The sequence below is a fragment of the Nocardia sp. CA-084685 genome (genome assembly GCF_050955785.1).
Lineage (GTDB): Bacteria > Actinomycetota > Actinomycetes > Mycobacteriales > Mycobacteriaceae > Nocardia.
The window spans coordinates 7,215,728-7,232,383 of record NZ_CP192094.1 but is presented as its reverse complement, the minus strand read 5'-3'; the positions used below and the strand labels follow the sequence as shown (position 1 = coordinate 7,232,383).

Below are 16,656 nucleotides of genomic sequence, written 5' to 3'. Positions count from 1 at the left end.
TCGTGGAAACATCATCAACGGCCGCATCCTGGCCAACGACACGCGCCGCGTTGCGAAAGGGCGCGCTTTTGCCGTGGATGGCGCTGGCCGTCGGGATCGTCAGCATTCCGGCATTGGTAATCTTCATAAGTATGGGCGATCCTGGCAATAGCCCTTGGGGCCACCGCCTGTCCGCTCCCGGGTGCATAGTTTCGGTAATACTGTTCTGCACAGGGATTATCGGCGGGTGCATGGTGTGGATCAGGCGACGGACAAGGCGGATATTGCTGCGGCACCCCTGGTTGGAATATCGAGTCGGCCATGTTACCAACGGCCGGTACGAGTGGGTTGAGCTGAAAGACGCAAACGGCGCTCGGATCTCACAATTGATCGTCAGCAGTTGGGTTCATCAAATAGGAAAGGTGATCGATAATAGCTCTTCGGTAGTGTGGTTCGCAGGTGATCCGCGCAAATGCGGGGTCATCTCGACACCAGGCGGAGCAAATCTGCGATACGCTTATCATAGAGGAGATGCGCCAGCAGGACGTAAGCGTGCAGAAAATATAGAAACCAGCCTGTCGCGACACGGTGGTAAAGATGATCGCCGTTACCCATCGCCTCGTACGCTACGTCGAGTCTGTGCATTCGTCATCGACTGGTCATTACATTTCGGAGCCGCCGCTGCAGTCGTCATTTTTGGTAAAGGTGTGATCCCGCTTGCCGGCGCCGCTGCGCTCGGCGCGTGGTTGACGACTTCTTTTGCCAATCGAGTGATACTGCAAGCAGCGTTTCATACGACGGTCGGGAAAGCGCTGTTCGGTCTGTGTGTGATTCAGCCTGGTGACGGTTCGTTTCCGGCCTATGGCAGACTGACAAAAGTCTGGTTTATGACTTTGTATTTTTCCGTTATGCTACCCCTGGCGCTATTCGGTGGGGACGGCCCTGGCCCCGACAATCTCAGTGACTACTTCCTGCCCGCAGTGCGTCGTCGCGATCTGGTCGATCTGAACACCGTCTACGCCGAGGTGTAGCAGCGGCGACCGGTTCTGGTGGACCCGAGGGTGCCGACTCCGAGGCGCATTCCCACTAGGCGATTACATCAGTGCCGCAGTGTGATTCACTGCGGCGCATTTCTAGGTTCGTGAGGTCGTGCCGTTGTTGCGGCGCTGCCGAACGCACGGCGGTCCGCTAGTTTGGTGTTCCATACCCGCTCGGTGATCAGGAGATACGGTGGAGTTCAAATCGGTGCTGGGGCCTGTTGCGCGCGGATTCAATGCGGGCGTCATGGCGTTGACCAAGGCACCATGGATCGGGCCTCGGGTGGGTCGGGCGATTACCGAAATCACCTATGTCGGCCGACGCTCCGGAAACACTTTCAGTACACCGGTGGGCTTTCGACGCGCTGGCGACGAGATCACGATCCCGGTCGGCATGCCAGACCAGAAGACGTGGTGGCGCAACTTTCTCGGCGCGGGTGGCCCCATCTCGTTGAAGCTGGACGGCACCGAACGGTCCGGGCACGCCGTCGCCCGACGCGATGACAAGGGCCGTGTCAGCGTCATCGTGCACTTGAACGAGGTCGATTAGCCCACAGCAACGGTTCCGCTGGGACCGCGTCGTCGACACCGCTGCGTTTCTATGTCGCTCCACGGCGGCAGACCGGTCGAGTAGTTGAATAGTTGCTGCCCTGTGCCGGTGCCCGTCTTGTGCGGGAATCACAACATCGACTGATCGGTCGGGATCGGCTCGGGCGACCGGCGTGGCGAGGGCAGTGCCATCGCGAGTTCTCCACGTCGGGCAGCCCGCCAACAACGCTGTCCGGAGTCGATGGCACGCCGGATCTTGCGCACAGTGGGTACCTGTGTGAGCAGGTGTAGCTGGTATCGCCACGGCATTTGTACCCCGTGCCGAGCCGCCATCGCATAGGCGAACTGCACAGCGCTGCGGTCGAGATACCGGTCGGCGTGTTCGAACCAGATCATGCTGGTACGGGCGGCGGCCTGGATCGGGCGCAGCGCGGCGCGCCGCTGGGCATCGTAGTTCTCCAGCGCGTCGGCGACCTCGGCATGCTCGTACAGGTTCTGTGCGAGTACGACGGCGTCGATGATTGCCAACCGGGTGCCCGAACCGATGGTGAAGTGCGTCGTGTGCGCCGCATCGCCGAGCAGCACCACGTTGTCGTGGTACCAGGTCTTGTTGGTTATCTCGGGAAAGCGGCTCCACCTTGCGAACTCGCCTCGGGTCTTGCTGATCAATGAGTGACCGTCGAGGGGGCGCGTGAATATGTTTTCCAGAACACGCAAGTTCTCCAGGTCGTCCAGGGAATCGAATCCCAGTGTATGCCAAGTCTGGGGTTGGCACTCGACGATGCAGGTGCTGATTTTCTCGGCGACCGATGGGTAGGCATGGAACCAGATCCAGCCGGCCGAGGTGTGTTCGAAGGCGAAGGTGAATCGGGTGAAGATCTTGTCCGTACCCAGCCAGATATATCGATTCTCGCCGAGTGTGACGGACGTGCCGAAATGCGGATTACCCAGTTGCCGTACCCGGCTGTTCGCGCCGTCGGAGGCGACGATCAGATCAGTGTCGTCGAAGCCGGACAGATCGTGGACCTCTCGCCCGTGCGCGACCTCTACGCCCAGGTCGCTCGCCCGTCGGGAAAGTACGTCGAGCAATGCGGCGCGCCCCATGCTGAACCCGTAGCCCGCGAAATGCGCGGTCTGGTTGTCGTGCACATGGATTGCCTGTTCACGCCATAGGACCGATCCGGCACGCACCGCTTGGGCGCTGTCGGGGTCATTCCGATACAGAAGGTCGAGCAGGTCGTCCCAGTACACGACGCCCCAGCCATAGGTGGACCCGGGAGGATCGCGGTCGATCACCGTGATGTCATGGGCCGGGTCGCGCCGCTTCATCGAAATCGCGAAGTACAACCCGGCCGGCCCGCCGCCGATACACACAATCTTCATCTCGCTACGCTCCAGCCCGGCTGGTCGATCCTGGCTCCACATGATCGATACTCGATGCGACCGAGCCCGGCACGCTGTGCGTGTCCGGGCTCGGTCACCGGCGCTAGAAGCTGCCCCAGCCACCCCAGCCGGGGTTCCACCAATTCCACCAGCCGGGATTCCATCCCCAACCGCCGCCGCCCCAGCCGCCGCCGTGACCCCAGCCGCCGCCGTGACCCCAGCCGCCGCCGTGACCCCAGCCGCCGCCGCCCCAACCGCCGCCGCCCCAACCGCCGCCGTGACCGCCGCCGCCCCAACCACCGCCGCCGCCGCCCCAACCGGGGCTGTCAACAGCTTGGGTTGCGGACGTGGACGTCGTTGCGTGCGCGGTAGGCGCTTGCACGGCGGCTGCGACGACCGGAGTCGCCGCAACTGCGGCTATACCCGCGGCAGCCGCCAACCGGGCGAACTTCGTGTGTGAATTCTTTCTCTCAGTCATGATAGGACTCCAAAATGCTGTCCCGACCTGCTGGAATTCTACGCGTTTTCGCCCAACTCCAGAAGCCGCCGCGTTGACTGATCTATAATCCCGCCACATTTCCCGCTGTTGCCCAATCCGAGGATGCCCGCATACTGCCTCTCTGTGCCCGGCGAGGGATTGTGACGGCGGCTGGTGCACTGTTTCACGGTCGTCGTCGAGCACGGGCATTTCGGTCGTGCCGCCGAGGCGCTGCACCTCACGCAGCCGTCGTTGAGCCGCCAGATCCACCGGCTCGAACAGCAACTCGGGGTACGGCTGCTGGATCGCGGCCCGCAGGGCAGTCGACTCACCGAAGCCGGCGAGGTGTTCTTACCGCAGGCGAAAGCGCTGCTGCGCACCGCGGACCGGGTCGTCACGCAGACCCGCGCCGCAGCCCGCTCCGACCGCGTCACAATCGGCTACACCGGGAACTTGATCATCACCCCCGTCGTGCGCGAGATGCGCCAGCGCCATCCCGATGCCGAAGTGCGCGCACAGCATGTGTCGGTAACCGACGTCCCGGACGCGCTGCTCGACCACCGGGTGGACGCACTGGTTTCCCGCCTGCCGTTTCCCACCGAGGGGCTACACGTCACCATCCTCTACGACGAACCGCGCGTCGTGCTCATGCCGGTGGACCATCGGTTGGCAGGCAGGGAATACGTCACCCTCGACGACATCGCCGACGAACCCGTGCCCCGACTACGGCAGTCGAACCCGGACTGGAATGCCTACTGGCGCATCGATCCCCGCCCCGACGGCCGCCCCGCACCCGACGGCCCGATCATCGACGCCCTCGAGGACAATCTCGAAGTCATCGCCGCCGGTGAGGCCATCGCCATCGCCGCCGGCCACCACCTGGCGGTGCGTCCCGACGTAACCGCGATCCCGCTGCACGGCGTCGACCCGGCTCACGTTGTGCTGGCCACCCGCCGCGACGACCGCAGCCGCCTGGTCGCCGCATTCCGGAAATACGCCCGAGACCGGCTCACGGACCCTGAGCCGGGGAGGCTCACCGATCCGTGATCCCAAGACAGAGCATGGCGGGCGTGGCGGGGGCTTTCTGGCCGGTCACCGATGAAATCGATCCCCCCGGTGGCGTCGATATCAGTGATCCACCGGAGAGGAGAGCGCGATGAACCCGTCCACCAATGAACTTCCCGCCGTTCACCGACGAGTTCGAAGTAGCGGACCGAGTGTCCGCAAGCATCGGCGATGCGCTCGACAGCGATGCGGCAGTGGCCACTCGCGCTCGCCGCCAAAGGATTTCCTCGCCGATCAGGAGGGGAAGGTGTCGAGGTAGGCGCGGTAGGTGCCGAAGGGGAGAGTCGCGTCGTAGACGAGGTCGCCGGTGGGAGTGAATTCGGAGATATGGGGGGCCATGCCCCAGCAGACCAGGGTGTTGCCGTTGGGGAGTGCTTCGGCATTGCCCATCGCGAAGGAGACCAGGCCCTCCGGGTGTTCTTGGTTGCGCAGCAGGGTGGCACGGTTCGCGGCCAAGTCGATGTTGATCCATTCGACGCTGGAGTGACCACGGGATTCCGGGCCGTCGGAGTTGTTGTTGAACAGCCGCAACGTGGTGGCGTCGGTGAATTCGGCGTCGTGTTGGAAGGCGAATTCGACGCCAGGATCGGCGGCAAGGGTCGGGTGCTTGCCGCCCAGCTGCCAGCGGATATCCCCGGTGCGCGGGTCCACGTCGTACACAGCGGCGGTGTTACGCAGGGACACAAGCAGATTCCCGGACGGATCGAGACTGATCGAGTTCATGTGGTACGGGTCGTACACATCACTGTTCAGCTTGCCGGGGGTCTGCGAATCGGCCAGCGGCACATGCTCGGCCGCGCTCCAGCGGAACAACTCCTTGCCCGAGGCCACATCCATCACCAGCGCGACGGTGTCGAACATCTTGCCGTTCTTCGGCCCTCCGATGGCGGTCAGATCGGCATCGACCTGTGGGTAGGAGGTGAGTAGCGCGTGGCCGTCCGGGGTCAGCCGGAACTCGTGCACATCCGCGCCAGCGCCACCCGGATCGACCGTGGTCAGCACGTTGAAGTTCTCGTCCGCGATGATCCCGACACCGGAACCGTGCCCGGCCACGGTGCTTCCCTGCCACCAGGTGAGCACCTTGCGGCCCTGGTACTTCTGCGTCCGGAAGTTCGAAACATCTTGTCCCACAGGCGGTTCGTACCGCTGGATCGGCTTGCCGGACCGGTCGGCGATGACATTCGCGGGCTTCCCGCCCGGCAGCGCCTGCGCCACCGCCCCCAGCCCTGGCACCAGCGCCGCCGCGCTTACCCCGACCGTGTAGTACAGATACCCGTCGCTCACCCCCGGCTTCTCCACGTTCACCGTGTAGGTCAGTCCGCCGAACGGCACGGTCGGCAGCACCGGATCGGCGGCGGCAGACCCGCAGGCGGCAGCGACGAGCGTGGCCGTGGCGGCCAACGATATCGGCAGGCGACGCCGCATGATGGGTGAGGACTGTCGAACATCGGAGTCGGAAACGCCCGTGACCTTCAGAACAGCGAACGGTCGGCGCCAACCAGATGCTTTTCCGCCGGTGGTTGTAGTCGGCGGAATGGGGGCATGATCGTCGACCACGTGAAGTGCTTGCGTCTCCGAATACACCGTCGCTAGTTTAGTACGGCACTGTTTCGTTTCATATCCTGGGTTGCAATGAGCGATGACCAGGTCCAGCCGCCCCCGGGGCACGTTTGATCGCGAGATCGAGTTGCTCCACGCGGCGCTCGATGTCCTGCGTGCGGTTATCAACTGCTGCCTGAATTTTGACAACGTTGGGGGCGTGGTCATCACCTTCGAATGCGACCGGTGACGAATTGACGATTGGACCGTAGGCAATCGGTGCAACCCTGTCAATTTCCGACTTTCTTTCTCGAACCCCTTGCGGCTGAAGCATTTTCATGACCTACAGCGGGTTTCGGATAATTTTCCGAACTTGTTGTTCAATCTATTGCCGCTGGAGGGGTTTTATGGCCTATGCCGGTTTCCGAGACTGTGATGCGTGGTGCGGTGCCGGCCTTCTGGAGCCGGGTCGACATCCGGAGCCGGGGCAGTGAGGTTCGATATTTCAGCTGGTAGAGGGGTTTTCAACCCGCAGCACGGCGGCGATACCGGACGTGTATAACGCTGGAACGCGAAAAGTTGGCCTTTGGTTGGTTTCAGACAGTCCCAGGTGATCACACGCCATCGTGCTTCATGATCTGCAATCGGCATCATCACGCGCACACCGCCATTCAACTGGTCGGTCACCGCCGCTTTTCGAGCAACCTACTGCTGCTAATGGGTTCATGCACGACGTGGGTTTTGTATTTCGATGTGGACACGATATCGAGGACTTTCACTCGAGCTCGCCGCGCCCCAGCACACACTCGTACGGGCTCGAAGATCCAGTAATCACCTTTCATGCTTGGACACCTGTATAGGTTTGCTGACTCGAAAGGAACTGCGATATGAGCGTTCTGGGCACCCCGCTCAAAAAGATCGTCGCCACCAGTGCGATTATCGGTGGGACCGGCATGGCATACATCGGCCAAGCTTCCGCCGCTACCGATCAGCAATGGGACAGCCTCGCCGCGTGTGAGTCCGGCGGTAATTGGAGTATCAACACTGGCAACGGGTTTCAGGGCGGCCTGCAGTTTTCGCCGGGCACATGGGCCGCATATGGCGGTGCCGCGTATGCGCAGACCGCCGACAAGGCCACCCGTGAGCAGCAGATCGTCGTCGCCGAGCAGGTACTCGCCGCTCAGGGTTGGGGCCCGTGGGCAGGATGTTCGGCAGCGCTCGGCCTTCGGTGACACCACAGAGCTGTCCAGTGGGTACGACCGAGTCGTGAGACTGTCATCGTCCGGGTCCCCGTGCTCGACCCTGTCGAGGCCATGGTCGGAAGTGCTGTTCGCGGCAACAATAGTGGCGGTCGCGGGCACTGCGACATGGTCAACTGTCGGAAAGGACTCCGTCGACCACGACGCTGACCAGCTTTTCCGGAAGGTCCGGCGTTATCGGCCTACCCGTCAGGACGACTCGCATCTGGATCGTGGCGAATAATGGCTCGAGCACATCAATGGCGGCAATTCCGGACTGCACCTCACCGCGGGTGATCGCGCGCTCGACGACAGGCTCCATCGCCCGAAGGCGGGTATCGAAATACAGCCGTCGTGCCTCGCTCGCCGCCGGGTTGTCCGCCGCCGCGACACTCATTTGCAGAAGCGAACGTCCGACCGGGCTGCCGAGGTAATCACACGCCTGTTTCATGAGATCGGTCAGATCTTCGCGCAGCGAGCCGTGGTCGGGTACGACCAGCGATGCCTCGCTGCGCGTCGTCAGCGCGTCGAGGATCATACGTTCGCGCGTCTTCCACCGTCGGTATACCGATGTCTCGTGTATACCGGCGAGCCGTGCGACGGCCGCGACGGACACGGCGTGTACCGGGGTGCCGTTCATGATTTCCGATAGCACCGCGTTGCGCACGGAAGTAACGATGTCCGGTATGTCGGTGACCTGGGGCACGCTGAACTTGTCGGGCATTTTCGCAGTATAACGGCGCAAGTGCATTGTTCCCGCCGCTGGCATTCCATCGAGATTTCACACAATGGGCCGGAGCCGAGAGCGCATCGAGCCGGATGCATTCGGATAAATCGTGGTCTCGAATTCGACTGCGGGGCAAGTCGATCCGAACGTATTGGGGGAAGTCGTCGCCGAGCTTGTCGTGGCGCGTCCGGTGCTCTGCGCCATCGTTCGGTCGGCTGGTGCTCGGCCATGGATGGCGCTCGGCAGTCGACGACCGTAGCGCTCTCGGCGAGCACTCGTGGTGTTGGTATCCGCGCGCGACAGCCCGGGGGATGTGCGGTGGCGCCGGACCCATACGGCGGATCCGCTTCGCTGCCACCAGGTTTCGCTCCCGTGAGCATGTGTCTTCGCCCAATCTAACTATAGATTTCTATAGTTACAGAAACTCGTGTTGCGCAGTCGGGCCGACCCGATTATGGTCGTACGCAAGTCGACTTGCGCAGTGCCGGGCGGGGCCCGGTGATGGGGACCCTGAAGCGCTTGTCGTGTGTATATACGGTGACGATGCGGCGGGGAGTGCTGCGCCCAAAAGAAAGTCGACCAGAGCGCGACATTGCTGTCGCCGCGTTCGACAATGCTGTCGCTACGTGCATTGCAAATAACCGGCCCGAGGGCCGTTCTGCACAGTGAAGGGGATATCCAGATGAGCCTCGAAACGGACGTGTACGGCGATATTGCCGACTACCTGGAAAATCACTACAGCATCGAGGTCGATAAGGTAGACCCCGCCGCGACATTCGAGGAAGTGGGCTTGGATTCGCTTGGGCTGCTTGGCATTGCGGAGATCCTGGAACGCAAGTACACGATTTCGCTGAATGACGAGCGCATCGCAAGCATCAAGACGTTCGGAGAACTCGTCGATGCCGTGCGGTCACGCTCGGAGGAATCCAGCGCGAAGTCCCTATAACGGACTGAGCGACACATTCAACAGCATTGGAGTTTCCGGTGACCGCATATATCACCAGCACTGGCCGATTTCTACCAGGCGATCCGGTAACAAACGACGAAATCGAAGATTTCATCGGCAAAGCGGGCAACGCGAGTTCCGACCTTCGGGACACGATTCTCGCCAATAGTGGAATCAAGACACGCTATTACGCCTTGGATCGGGAACAGCAAACTGTGTTCTCGAATACGGAATTGGCCGCTCGGGCGGTGGAGGACGCCGTCGAACGATCGGAGATCGCTGCCGAGGATCTGCAGTTACTCGCCGCCGCCACGACGTTGCCGGACCTGATGGGGCCGGGTCACGCGAGTATGGTCCATGGCCGCCTCGCCTATCCGCCCTGCGAAATCGTCACCGCGCACGGCATCTGCAGCTCGGGAATGATGGCGCTGAAGAACGCCTACCTGCAGGTCGCGATCGGGGAGAAGTCGGCCGCCGTCGCGGTCGCCAGCGAGTTCGCTTCCCGTGGCTTCAAGAGCAGCCGATACAAGGCACTCGAGAGCCGGACGGAAGACGGTTCGCTGCCCATGGAGACCGCGTTTCTGCGGTATATGCTCTCCGACGGCGCGGGAGCGGCGGTCGTACAGGACAAGCCGAGGTCGAACGGGGTGAGCCTGCGCATCGACTGGATTTCGCTGACCTCGTATGCCAATACCGAGAAGGCATGTATGTATTTCGGCAGCGAGTCCAACGATGCCGAGAAGACCTGGATGGACTACGCCGACGCCACCGAGGCCGCGGTAGCGGGCACTCTCGTTGCCCGCCAGCGCCTCTCGCTGCTGCCGCATCTGGTCAAGGTCGGCATCGACGAGTACGAGCGGCTCCTGAACGCGGGCAAATTCGACCCCACCACCTTGAAGTGGCTTCCGGCGCACTATTCGAGCGAGCGTATGAAGTCGATGGTGCTCGGCGAGTTGTCGCGGCGCGACGTGCCACGACCGGGACCGGAAGTGTGGTACAGCAACCTCACCCGCGTCGGGAACATCGGTAGCGCAAGCATTTTCGTGATCCTCGACGAGATGCTGCGCGAAGAGCTCGTCACGCCGGGCGACACCATGCTCTGCATGGTCCCGGAATCGGGCCGTTTCGCGATTTCGTACATGCACCTCACGGCCGTGGACGGCGGCACGAGCGCATGAGTACCGCGCCAGCGGATCTACCCGTGCGGGAGGTCGGCGCTGAACCCGCCGTGATCGCCGTCTACTGGTACTCGCAGACCGGGCAACTGCGCGAGTGTCTCGAACATTTTCTCGAGCCGCTCGTTGCCGCGGGCAGCGAGGTCCGGTGGATCGAAGTCACCACCTCCGCTGACTTTCCGTTTCCGTGGTCACTCGGTCGCTTCTTCGGTGTGTTCGCGGAGGCCGCCGATGCCGAGTCGACCGTGGATATCTCCGTCGGAGACGGCAGTCGGCAAGTCGGCGATGACGTGGACTTGGTGCTGATCGCGCACCAGGTGTGGTATCTGAACCCATCGATCCCGATGCGATCGTTGGTGCGGCGCTACCCCGAGCGGGTGACCGGTCTGCCGGTTGTGCAGTTCATCGCCTGCCGCAATATGTGGGTGTCCGCGGCGGTGAGTATGCGCAGCATGCTGACCGCCGCGGGTGCTCGCCCGGTCGGCGTGATCGCGGTGACCGATACCGCGAACCAACTCGTGTCGTTGTTCACCACCCTGCGGTGGCTGCTGTTGGGACGGCGGGAGGCATCGTTGGGTCTGCGTGCCGCTGGTGTGCCCGATGCCGAGCATCAACGGCTGCGCAGGCTCGGACGACAATTGGTCGAGGCCGGCGCGGATACGGGGGAGCAGATCACCGCGGTGCTGCCCGAGGTGTTGGCGCAGGCCGAGTCGGCCCGCGAGAATGCCGCGGTGATCGGTCCGGATCTGTTGGCGGGCATGGCGTTTCGGTTCGCGTCCCGACTGATCCGCCGGTACACCGAACCGGGTGGTCTCGGCGAGAAATCAGCACTGGCAGGTTTCGTCGGTGCGCTGGGTGCGGGGATCGTACTCGGCCTGCCGGTGGCCACGGTGCTGCGCATCGTCTTCCGTCGGCGCGTGGACGTCGCCATCACGAGCTATCTCGACCGCGCGCTGTACGCGGTCGCCGACGACACTGTGCCGGCCCGGCGCGGACACGAGGTGTCACCATGACTGTCGACCATTGCGAAGTATTGATCGTCGGTGGTGGTCCGACCGGCCTGATCGCCGCACATCTGTTGGGCCGCGCGGGGATTCGCACCCGCCTGGTGGAACGCCGATCGAGTGCGTCCACGCATCCGCGGGCCACGATGGTCAATGTTCGTACCGCGGAAATACTGCGCGACCTCGAGCTGCTGGGTCCGGCGCAGGAGGTCGGCACCAGTCTGGAGGCGTCCGGTCGGGTCAGTTTCCACACCACCCTGGTCGGTGCCGAGCTCGGCGAGATCGACATGGTGGGAGACGCCGAGAAACTCATGCGGACGGTGTCGGCGAGTCCGGTGCTGCCGCTGATCTGTCCGCAGAACGAGTTGCAGACGCTCTTGCTGCGTGAGCTATGCAACTACCCCTCCGTCAGCGTCGAGTCGGGTGTGGAGATCACCGATCTGGTCGTCGACCCCGACGGGGTCGGCGCGGTCCGAGCGGACAATTCCGCGCTACGCGCTTCCTACGTGGTCCTCGCCGAGGGAATTCACGGTCGGTTGCGTGAGCGCGTCGGCATCACAGTCCAGGCCTGCGCACCGCTCGGAACGATGTTGGACATCCATTTCACCGCCGATCTCGGCTCGGCGGTCGCAGGTAAGGAGAGCGCCCTGTACTGGGTCATCAACGATGACATACAGGGAGTGCTCATCACCGTCTCGCCGCAGCGCGGTACCTGGCTGCTCGAGCTGACCGGCATCGACATCGACCCATCGGCGATGCCCGACAAAAGCGAGTGCGAGCGCCTGGTCCGAATGGCCATCGGCGCGGCCGACATCGACATCACGATCGAGTCGGTTCGAACGTGGGCGTTGGGTACGACGGCCGTCGACCGGTGGAGTGACGTCCACCAACGGGTGTTCGTGGCAGGCGACGCGGCGCACAGCTTCCCGCCGACCGGTGGCTTCGGCATGAATACCGGCATCCAGGACGCGCACAACCTCGCGTGGAAGCTGCACGGTGTGCTGCGTGGCTGGTCGAGTCCGCGGCTGCTGAACACCTACGAAGCCGAGCGGCGGCCCGTCGCGGATTTCAACGCCGAGCGCAGCGTGCACAACGCCGTTGCCATGGACGAGTTCTTCACATCGGCACGGTCGCTGATCGGATCCGGAAACGGATCGGGCCCCGAGATCAGCGATGCCGCCGCACTGGCCGACGACATCGAACGACAACGGCCGCATTTCGACTTCTACGGTCAGGCAAGGGGATTCGTCTACCGCACCGACGAAGACAACCCGCAGCCGGTTGTCGCGGACGTGGTCGACTATCACCCCAGCGTGCTAGTCGGTGCCGTCGCACCGCACGTGTGGCTGGAAGAGGATGGCCGGCGCACAGCCGTCGCCGATCTGACCAACGGGGCCTTCGCGCTGCTGACTTCGGTCGAAGCCGCGCCCGAGTGGCAGGACTCGTTCGGTGCGTGGGCGTCGGTGCTCGGTGACATACCGCTGCGGATATGGCCGGTGTCCCCGATACCGCGTCCGGACGCCTTACACGATTTCCGCGACGACGCCATCGGGGTCTTCGGTTTGTCCGACGCGGCGGCGGTCGTCGTGCGTCCCGACGGCCACATCGGCGCGATATTGCCCGGTGCGGATCCGCACGGCGAGTTGGCCCGATACCTCAACTCGATACTCGGCGAGAAAGCGGTGACCGCATGACCGACATTTCCCAGGACGACACCTCCGGCGTCGATCCGCAGCTCGCGGCGGATCTGCTCAGCAATGACCGGGGCCGGGTCAAGCGCGCGATCGAGAGCATCTCCGCGCAGCGGCTCGCGGACCATCTCGAAACCGACACCGGCACAGCGGGTTTGGTCGCGGCATTCGATTTGATGCCGACGTTCTATCGCGGCGGTATGCCCGAGCGTGCGGTGATTCGCTGGGCCGTGACCCGGCGCTCGCACGGCAAACTCGAACGCGACGTCGAGCTGACCCCCGACAGCTGCACAATCGGCGAAAAGGGCGCCTTCGCCACGCAACCGGCGGCGACACTGACCGCCCCCGCATCGGCGTTCGTCGCGCTGGCCTGCGGTGCTACGCGCGGTGTCGAATTGATGTCGCGCGGTGATCTGCGGGTGGCGGGCAACGTGCAGCTCGCCATGAAGATGGAGCGCCTGTTCGATCTCGAGCCGAATGCGACATCGTCATGAGCGCGCCGAGCCTGCCGCGCCCGCTGACCGCCCGGCGCAGGGTCGCCATCACCGGGATCGGTGTGGTGTCGCCGGTGGGAAACTATCCCGGCGTGCTGTGGGACAACCTGCTCGAAGGCCGCTCAGGCGTCGGTCCCGTCACCACGTTCGACGTGTCGAACAAACGGGTTCGGATCGCCGCGACGGTCGATGATTTCGCAGCGACGGACTGGATGGAGCGCAGGGATGCCATCCGGTTCGATCGTTTCTGTCAGCTCGCGATGGCAGCCTCCGACCTGGCACTCAAAGACGCCGGCGAGCTCAGCGCCGATCCGTGCGACGTCGCGGTCATCATCGCCAGCGCACTCGGTGGGGCCGACACGATTCGCGCCACCGTTGGCAATGACCCGGACGGTGAACGGATTCCACCGACCTTCATCCCCGTGTCGATGTCCAATGTCGCCGCCTCGGTGGTGGCCCAACGCCACGATTTCGCCGGGCCGAGCTATACGCCGAGCAGTGCGTGCGCGTCCTCGGCCGACGCCGTCGGCCAGGGCATGCGGATGATCAGGGACGGATACGCCGACGCGTGCGTTGTCGGTGGATCCGAAGCTTGTGTCAATCCGGTAATCATGGCCGGTTTCGCCAGCATGCGGGCATTGTCGCGGCGCAACGACAGTCCCGAGCAGGCCGCGCGCCCGTTCGACGCCGACCGCGACGGATTCGTGCTGGGCGAGGGCGCGGCGGTGCTGATTCTCGAGGATATGGATCGTGCCCTCGCGCGGGGAGCGACCATATACGCCGAGATCGCGGGCTACGGTCAAACCAATGACAGCCACCATCTGACCGCACCGAGGGCCGATGGTTCCAGTGCCGCCCGGGCGATTCGCATCGCGCTGCGCGACGCGGGCATCACGACAACCGATGTGGACTACGTCAACGCACATGGGACGGGCACGATTCTCAACGACCGCGCGGAAATGGCCGCGTTGCGTACTGTTTTCGGTGCTGATCTCGCGAAAACCGTTGTGGCTTCTACCAAATCCATGACCGGCCACCTCCTCGGCGCGGGAGGCGCGTTGGAGGCCGCCATCGCCGCCCTGGCCGTCAAGACATCGATGATCCCACCGTCGGTCAATCTGGACCGAGTGGCCGAGGACTGCACGGGCGCGTCGTTCGTCTCGGCATCGACCGAGGCCGATATCGCTGCCGTGCTGACGAATTCCTTCGCATTCGGCGGCCACAACTCGTCATTGGTCCTGCGCCGTAACGACCCTTTCCGCACCGAGGAGTAGTCCATGGAATTGAAGTTCGAAGGTGAAGTCACCGCGTCTCTGCATCCTCCTCGCATGGTGGGCAACACCCCGCACGGAATTCGCATGTTCATCGAGGTCGGTGAGGGAAAGCTGGAGGGTGAGCGCATCAACGGGCGGGTGCTGCCCGGCGGTGGCGACTGGGTGCTGATCGGCACCGACCAGTGGGCGCGCGCCGATGTACGCGCGCAATTCGAGACCGACGACGGTGCGATCATCTACGCGCAATTCGATGGGCTGATCGAGATGACCGATGCCGTGCAGACAGCGTTCGCGGACGGGGTGCCCACCGCATTCGAGGACCAATACTTCCGGGTGCTGCCGCGCCTGGAGACCGGTGATCCCGACTACGAATGGATCAACCAAACGCTTTTCGTCGGTGAGGGCCGATTCACCGAGGGCTTCGGTCTGCAATACCGCTTCTACCGGATCACCTGACCCGACTCGGCCGCCCCGCACAGTGTCACATCCTTCCACTGTCTGAAAGTGAGGTGATCGGCCCGATGAATTCCTCGGATGCCGACTCGTCGTCGCGTGCGATCGACGTCCGGTCGGTGACTGTGCGAAGGAGGCGGAAAACGATCCTCGACGACATCTCGTTCACCGTCGGCCAAGGCTCGGTGACCGGTTTGCTCGGGCCAAGCGGCTGCGGCAAGACCACCCTGATGCGCACCGTCGTCGGCGTGCAGAAGTTGTCGTCGGGCACGATCACCGTGCTCGGTCAACCGGCCGGGCATCGGCGGCTGCGCCGTGACGTCGGCTACGTGACCCAGTCGCCGTCGATCTACGACGATCTGACCGTTCGGCAGAATGTTCGCTATTTCGGGGTGATGTACGGGGCGAAGTCCGAGTCGGTGGATCGGGCCATCGAGGACGTCGGGCTGCTCACCTACCGAGACACGCTGGCCGCCAAGCTTTCCGGCGGACAGCGTGCACGGGTGTCGCTGGCATGCGCGCTGATCGCTCGGCCCAAGCTGCTGGTGCTCGACGAGCCGACCGTCGGCCTCGACCCGGTGCTGCGCCGCGACCTGTGGGCTTCCTTTCACAGCCTGGCCGATGGCGGCACGACGTTGTTGGTGTCCAGCCACGTGATGGACGAGGCAGAACGCTGTGATCGCCTGCTGCTCATGCGGGAGGGCAGCGTGCTCGCCGATTCCGACCCCGCGGACTTGCTGCGGCGAACCGGAGCCGACACATTAGAGGGCGCTTTCCTGCGGCTGATCGAGTCCGGCGACGGTGCACGATCGTCCACCACCGTGAATTACGTTGCGACTCATCAGGTTTCCGAAGAGACCCGGCCGGAGGTTTCGCTGTGAATGCCCACATGCTGTTGCACACCACCGCGCGTGTGCTCACCCAGATTCGCCACGACCGCCGCACGGTGGGGCTACTGCTCGTGGTGCCGAGCGTGCTGCTGACCTTGCTGCGCTTCGTCTTCAACGGTCGTCCCGACATCTTCGACCAGTTGGGATTGATGCTGCTCGGCATCTTCCCGTATGTGTCGATGTTCATGGTCACCAGCGTCGCCATGCTGCGTGAACGCACCACCGGCACGTTGGAACGACTCATGAGCACGCCACTGTCGAAGATGGATCTACTGCTCGGCTACGGACTGGCCTTCGCCGCGGTCGCCGTGGTGCAGGCCGCGGTCGCGGCCACGGTCGCCTATCAGTTCCTGGGGCTCGAATCGCAGGGGTCCATCGCGGCAGTGCTGCTGATCGTCATCGCGACGGCCGTGCTCGGCTCGTCGACCGGTCTGTTGACCAGTGCGTTCGCGCAGTCGGAGTTCCAGGCAATGCAGTTCATGCCCGCGTTGGTGATTCCGCAGCTGCTGCTCTGCGGTCTTGTTTGGCCACGGGAGCAGATGAGCGGTTTCTTGCAGGGGTTGAGCAACGTCGTGCCGTTGCGCTATGCCGCGCAGGGACTCACGGAAATCGGTACATACCCACACCCGACCACCACGATGTGGATCGATCTGGCTGTCGTGGCGGCCTTCGCCGCGGCCTCCTTGCTCACCGGCGCGGTAACGCTACGCCGACGCAGTTCGTAATCACCACTC

Annotated in this window: 17 protein-coding genes and 1 pseudogene; 13 read left to right on the top strand and 5 right to left on the bottom strand. The window is 63.6% G+C overall.

Annotated elements, in window-relative coordinates; all coding sequences use genetic code 11:
* The first annotated feature begins 2 nt into the window (after positions 1-2).
* Both ACQP2U_RS32165 and ACQP2U_RS32160 read left to right on the top strand, forming a co-directional pair.
* Complete coding sequence (locus ACQP2U_RS32165; protein WP_433710882.1) at positions 3-1,010, top strand: hypothetical protein; 1,008 nt, start codon at positions 3-5, stop codon at positions 1,008-1,010.
* Between the two features lie 199 nt (positions 1,011-1,209).
* Positions 1,210-1,566, top strand: a complete 357-nt coding sequence (locus tag ACQP2U_RS32160) for a hypothetical protein (protein WP_433710881.1) — start codon at positions 1,210-1,212, stop codon at positions 1,564-1,566.
* A gap of 128 nt (positions 1,567-1,694) precedes the next feature.
* Here ACQP2U_RS32160 and ACQP2U_RS32155 read toward each other — a convergent pair whose 3' ends face one another.
* Together ACQP2U_RS32155 and ACQP2U_RS32150 are read right to left on the bottom strand one after the other, a co-directional pair.
* Positions 1,695-2,948 carry an FAD-dependent monooxygenase gene (locus ACQP2U_RS32155; RefSeq protein WP_433710879.1) on the bottom strand — a complete coding sequence of 418 codons (1,254 nt, stop codon included), beginning with the start codon at positions 2,946-2,948 and terminating at the stop codon, positions 1,695-1,697.
* Positions 2,949-3,051: 103 nt separating this feature from the next.
* On the bottom strand, positions 3,052-3,426 hold the full coding sequence (locus ACQP2U_RS32150) for a hypothetical protein (protein ID WP_433710878.1): 375 nt from the start codon (positions 3,424-3,426) through the stop codon (positions 3,052-3,054).
* Between the two features lie 171 nt (positions 3,427-3,597).
* On the opposite strand from ACQP2U_RS32150, the gene ACQP2U_RS32145 reads away from it, so the two are divergent.
* The gene (locus ACQP2U_RS32145) at positions 3,598-4,473 is read left to right on the top strand and encodes a LysR family transcriptional regulator (RefSeq protein WP_433716646.1); all 876 of its coding nucleotides are present in this window, start codon (positions 3,598-3,600) and stop codon (positions 4,471-4,473) included.
* 252 nt (positions 4,474-4,725) lie between these two features.
* Here ACQP2U_RS32145 and ACQP2U_RS32140 read toward each other — a convergent pair whose 3' ends face one another.
* Positions 4,726-6,075 (bottom strand): arylsulfotransferase family protein, encoded by a 1,350-nt coding sequence (locus tag ACQP2U_RS32140; protein ID WP_433710876.1) that lies wholly within the window; start codon positions 6,073-6,075, stop codon positions 4,726-4,728.
* A 31-nt stretch (positions 6,076-6,106) separates the two neighbouring features.
* Complete coding sequence (locus ACQP2U_RS32135) at positions 6,107-6,370, bottom strand: hypothetical protein (protein ID WP_433710875.1); 264 nt, start codon at positions 6,368-6,370, stop codon at positions 6,107-6,109.
* A 547-nt stretch (positions 6,371-6,917) separates the two neighbouring features.
* On the opposite strand from ACQP2U_RS32135, the pseudogene ACQP2U_RS32130 reads away from it, so the two are divergent.
* Positions 6,918-7,256 (top strand): annotated as a pseudogene (locus tag ACQP2U_RS32130) (transglycosylase family protein); the annotation flags it as partial.
* A gap of 145 nt (positions 7,257-7,401) precedes the next feature.
* On the opposite strand, the gene ACQP2U_RS32125 reads toward ACQP2U_RS32130, so the two are convergent.
* Complete coding sequence (locus tag ACQP2U_RS32125; RefSeq protein ID WP_397032551.1) at positions 7,402-7,992, bottom strand: TetR-like C-terminal domain-containing protein; 591 nt, start codon at positions 7,990-7,992, stop codon at positions 7,402-7,404.
* Positions 7,993-8,677: 685 nt separating this feature from the next.
* Here ACQP2U_RS32125 and ACQP2U_RS32120 point away from each other — a divergent pair.
* The 9 genes from ACQP2U_RS32120 (at position 8,678) to ACQP2U_RS32080 (ending at position 16,647) form a co-directional block, all read left to right on the top strand.
* Positions 8,678-8,941, top strand: coding sequence for an acyl carrier protein (locus ACQP2U_RS32120; protein ID WP_397032549.1), 264 nt, complete (start codon positions 8,678-8,680; stop codon positions 8,939-8,941).
* A 38-nt stretch (positions 8,942-8,979) separates the two neighbouring features.
* A complete protein-coding gene (locus ACQP2U_RS32115; RefSeq protein ID WP_433710873.1) occupies positions 8,980-10,119 on the top strand; it encodes a StlD/DarB family beta-ketosynthase in 1,140 nt (379 codons plus the stop codon).
* Entirely contained in the window at positions 10,116-11,129 is a 1,014-nt protein-coding gene (locus tag ACQP2U_RS32110; RefSeq protein WP_433710871.1) for a hypothetical protein, read from the top strand. The genes ACQP2U_RS32115 and ACQP2U_RS32110 overlap by 4 nt, the downstream gene beginning before the upstream one ends.
* Positions 11,126-12,814: an FAD-dependent monooxygenase gene (locus tag ACQP2U_RS32105; protein ID WP_433710869.1), complete on the top strand. Its 1,689-nt coding sequence runs from the start codon at positions 11,126-11,128 to the stop codon at positions 12,812-12,814. The genes ACQP2U_RS32110 and ACQP2U_RS32105 overlap by 4 nt, the downstream gene beginning before the upstream one ends.
* Complete coding sequence (locus ACQP2U_RS32100) at positions 12,811-13,305, top strand: SCP2 sterol-binding domain-containing protein (RefSeq protein WP_433710867.1); 495 nt, start codon at positions 12,811-12,813, stop codon at positions 13,303-13,305. Before ACQP2U_RS32105 ends, ACQP2U_RS32100 begins: the two co-directional genes overlap by 4 nt.
* Complete coding sequence (locus ACQP2U_RS32095; protein ID WP_433710866.1) at positions 13,302-14,579, top strand: beta-ketoacyl-[acyl-carrier-protein] synthase family protein; 1,278 nt, start codon at positions 13,302-13,304, stop codon at positions 14,577-14,579. Before ACQP2U_RS32100 ends, ACQP2U_RS32095 begins: the two co-directional genes overlap by 4 nt.
* 3 nt (positions 14,580-14,582) lie before the next feature.
* Positions 14,583-15,035 carry a DUF3237 domain-containing protein gene (locus tag ACQP2U_RS32090; RefSeq protein WP_327100626.1) on the top strand — a complete coding sequence of 151 codons (453 nt, stop codon included), beginning with the start codon at positions 14,583-14,585 and terminating at the stop codon, positions 15,033-15,035.
* A 65-nt stretch (positions 15,036-15,100) separates the two neighbouring features.
* Positions 15,101-15,913 carry an ABC transporter ATP-binding protein gene (locus ACQP2U_RS32085; protein ID WP_433710865.1) on the top strand — a complete coding sequence of 271 codons (813 nt, stop codon included), beginning with the start codon at positions 15,101-15,103 and terminating at the stop codon, positions 15,911-15,913.
* Positions 15,910-16,647 carry an ABC transporter permease gene (locus ACQP2U_RS32080; protein ID WP_397032536.1) on the top strand — a complete coding sequence of 246 codons (738 nt, stop codon included), beginning with the start codon at positions 15,910-15,912 and terminating at the stop codon, positions 16,645-16,647. The genes ACQP2U_RS32085 and ACQP2U_RS32080 overlap by 4 nt, the downstream gene beginning before the upstream one ends.
* Positions 16,648-16,656: the final 9 nt, after the last annotated feature.